At 45.4% G+C, this 3,200-nt stretch carries 4 protein-coding genes; 2 read left to right on the forward strand and 2 right to left on the reverse strand.

What is annotated here, in order from left to right:
- Window positions 1-195, forward strand: a 195-nt coding sequence (locus A4E24_RS02120) for a VOC family protein (RefSeq protein WP_292351229.1), incomplete at its 5' end; no start/stop codon positions are given.
- A gap of 93 nt (window positions 196-288) precedes the next feature.
- On the opposite strand, the gene cooS is transcribed toward A4E24_RS02120, so the two are convergent.
- Window positions 289-2,193 carry an anaerobic carbon-monoxide dehydrogenase catalytic subunit gene (gene cooS, locus A4E24_RS02125; RefSeq protein WP_292351231.1) on the reverse strand — a complete coding sequence of 635 codons (1,905 nt, stop codon included), beginning with the start codon at window positions 2,191-2,193 and terminating at the stop codon, window positions 289-291.
- A 113-nt stretch (window positions 2,194-2,306) separates the two neighbouring features.
- Window positions 2,307-2,621 (reverse strand): DUF6951 family protein, encoded by a 315-nt coding sequence (locus tag A4E24_RS02130; RefSeq protein ID WP_292351233.1) that lies wholly within the window; start codon window positions 2,619-2,621, stop codon window positions 2,307-2,309.
- Between the two features lie 438 nt (window positions 2,622-3,059).
- Here A4E24_RS02130 and A4E24_RS02135 point away from each other — a divergent pair.
- A partial coding sequence (locus A4E24_RS02135; RefSeq protein WP_292351234.1) for a Rieske (2Fe-2S) protein occupies window positions 3,060-3,200 on the forward strand: 141 nt, incomplete at its 3' end.

Raw genomic sequence — 3,200 nt, forward strand, 5'->3', positions numbered from 1 at the left:
TCAGCTGTCCCTGAGGCTGAACAGTGTGGATGGCTCAAAGACAAGTTCGGGGTTTCATGGCAGATCGTACCCACTGTTATGAAAGAGATGATGCAGGACAAGGATGCTGAGAAATCGGCAAGAGTAACTGCAGCATTCCTAAAAATGAAGAAGTTTGATATCGCTGAATTGAAAAAAGCATACGAGGGGATATAAAGGGATGGGACCGGCCGCATGGCCATAAATTAACCCATCAACATTTCTGTTCTCCCATCCCTTACATAACGATATTTGTAAGCGATCCACGTATCAGATACCCAATTTACTACGATTGCTCTCTATATGCTCCATCATTGCATCTACAGCCTTTACTGCATCAGTTTCCACATTCATTACTCCTCCAGTGACACCCTTACAGTCCTGGGTGAGCAATTTCACCAGCCTTGGAGCACCTGTTACAGTAGGCACAGGATTGACATGCGTGTGTAGGCCCAATGCAAGAGCATAGACCGCATCGATCGTAGCTTTCTGCTCCATGTATTCAGGTGCTGTTGCCACTACTGGCAGGTCAGGCAGAGGTACGCCGCCTAACGCCGATGAAATGGCACCAAGCAGATCTGCCAGCCTTCCGGTATCGGTACATGTACCAAAGCTGAGTACCGGGGGAATACTAAGCTGTTTGCACAACCCTTTGAGTCCTGGTCCTGCAAGTTCCATTGCATCAGGGCTGCACAGACCTCCAACCTGCATGGCAGCATTGCCGCATCCCATAGAAAGTACAAGCACATCCCGTGCAATAAGTTCCTTTGCAATATCCAGGCTATGGCAATCCTGTCCCGAATCCCTAAGGGTCGTACAGGATACAAGACCCGCGACACCTCTGATAGTTCCACTCTTTATGGCATCCAGCAAAGGTACCAGGCTGCCACCCAGTGCCTCTGTTATACTCTCTGATGAGAATCCCACTACAGACTCAGTGACAGGAAGGCCAGTTACAGGAGATACGGTCTTCCTGCGTTCGCTGAAGTTGTCTATAGCTATCTGCAACAGCTGAGCCGCCTGCTCACGTGCCTTCTCTGGTACATAATCTATTCTTTCATCAACACCCTCTAAAGAAACAAGGTCGCTCACAGGCACGATCCTGAAATGGTATTTTTCAGCGTAGATCGGGTCTATGGGCATGGAACAGTTCATATCGGCCACGAACACATCTACACAGCCGCTGGCTAAGACCGCTTCCTGCATGATCCAGTTGCCAGTGAACCCAAAGAACACATTGTCCATTTCCCATCTCTGTATCATTTCCTGACCAGTCTCAATATTGGCAATTATGCGCATTCCTTTTGCACCAACCGCCTGAGCCTTGTCCTGCCATGATTTTTCCCTTGCCAGCTGTACCATGGCAAATCCCAGAAATGGTTCATGACCGTTGGGAAGCACGTTCACATATTCGGGGTCAAGAACTCCAAGGTCAACTCTCATTTTATGTGGTTTAGGCAAACCGAAGAGGATGTCCTGGCAATATTCATTTACTATCTGGCTTTGGTAACCCATAGCTACTCCCAAACGCATGGCTTTGAGTGCAAGGCTCACATAGTTCCCATCCACGTTCGTGAGGGATGAACTCGTTGTCCTCATCATCTCACTGTGGATGCCATTGGGGAAGATGCCCAGCTTTTTCCATGTTTCCTTACGCTCTTCAGGTGCAAGTATCTCTACTATCTTGCTGTGTTGCCCGTATTCTCTCCTGAAATCCTCTTCCACGAAATCGCATAATCTCAAAGCCACTTCATTATCTGTGCCTGATGTATCAACACCAAGCCTTGCAGCAAAAGTTCTGAGTTTTCCGGATTCCTTTATCTTAAAAGGCGTTTTGCCAAGAGCTGTGGCTCTGAGTGTCTTTATGGTCTGTTCTGTATGGTATTGGTAAGTTGAAGCTCCCATAACATTACGTAAGAGCATCATACGCATTGCCATACCGTCAGCAGTGATACCGCAAACACCTCTTTTATCAGTTTCAGCATTGCCTCTGCAAGGTCCATTGGAACACAGGTCACAGCGCATACCGCCCTGGCAGAAGTTACAGCGTCTGTCGGGGTTCCCACCCATGCCCTGAGCCTCATACCTGTCCCAGATGTTGGTTATGCCGTCCTCTTTGATCCTTTCGTATACTTTCTTTACTGATGCATGACAGGATATCCTATCTCCTTCCATTGTTCTTCCTCCCTTAAGTTGATATTTGCTGGTTCCATGTTACGGCCACCATTAGTGGGACCATTGAATTGAACATGAAGTTGTTATTAACCTCTTTGGATATTATGTGTGCTCTACTTAAATTCAATAGTGATATTGCCTACATTTTTGGCAAGGGTCTTGGACATGTATCCTGCTTCCAGCCTGCACACATGTAGAAGGGCGACTGGAACGAGGCATGTATCGCAACATGGAGCATGGCTCGCCTTTTCAAGCACGTAGTTATCTTTTATGCCAAATATCCCTTCGAGCGGGACTTCCATGTGTGATATGTTCTTGACAACATTACATGGAGTGTCAATTTCGATTATGACTTTATTTCCGTCGATCTTTCCATTTACTTCGTGAACATAGCCACAGATTCTTGAGTTTATGGTTACATCGGTCATTCAGTAGCTCCTTCCCTTCAAAGTTCCTGGCCTGTTTGATGTTTTCAGGCAGCCAGTGAAACCTTCACGAGTAAGTTAAGATGAACTCCGCTATTGTTTATCGGAAATTGAATTAAGATCAACAGTATCCAATGATCTGACTCATTCCCCCACATTGGTTACAGAACATCTGTTGTATAGAGTAGAGTATTTTATTAGTATTAAGTATTAACCTGATGCTGGTATATATAGGAAGAAGTTTCCAACATTATATCACTAATATCACTAAAATTAAATATGTCGAAGCCGTTCGTTTCATGGTGATGGTGGTATTAAGGCCATGGATGATCTGAGCTCTAAGGATACTGGCTCAATATCCAATATATAAGAAGGACAAGCTTTTTGCTTTAATTACATCGAACGTATAGGAGATACAATATGTCTGCATGGACCGTTGCTATGGAAGATAACCTGGCTGAGGAAAAAATGAAAGTGGTCAATATAGAAGGAAAACAGGTCCTGTTTATCAAGAAAGAAGGTACTGTGTACGCCATAGACAATAAATGTCCCCACATGGGCTGCCCTCTTAAGGGAGGCATA

The organism is Methanomethylovorans sp. PtaU1.Bin093, assembly GCF_002067275.1.
Taxonomy (GTDB): domain Archaea; phylum Halobacteriota; class Methanosarcinia; order Methanosarcinales; family Methanosarcinaceae; genus Methanomethylovorans.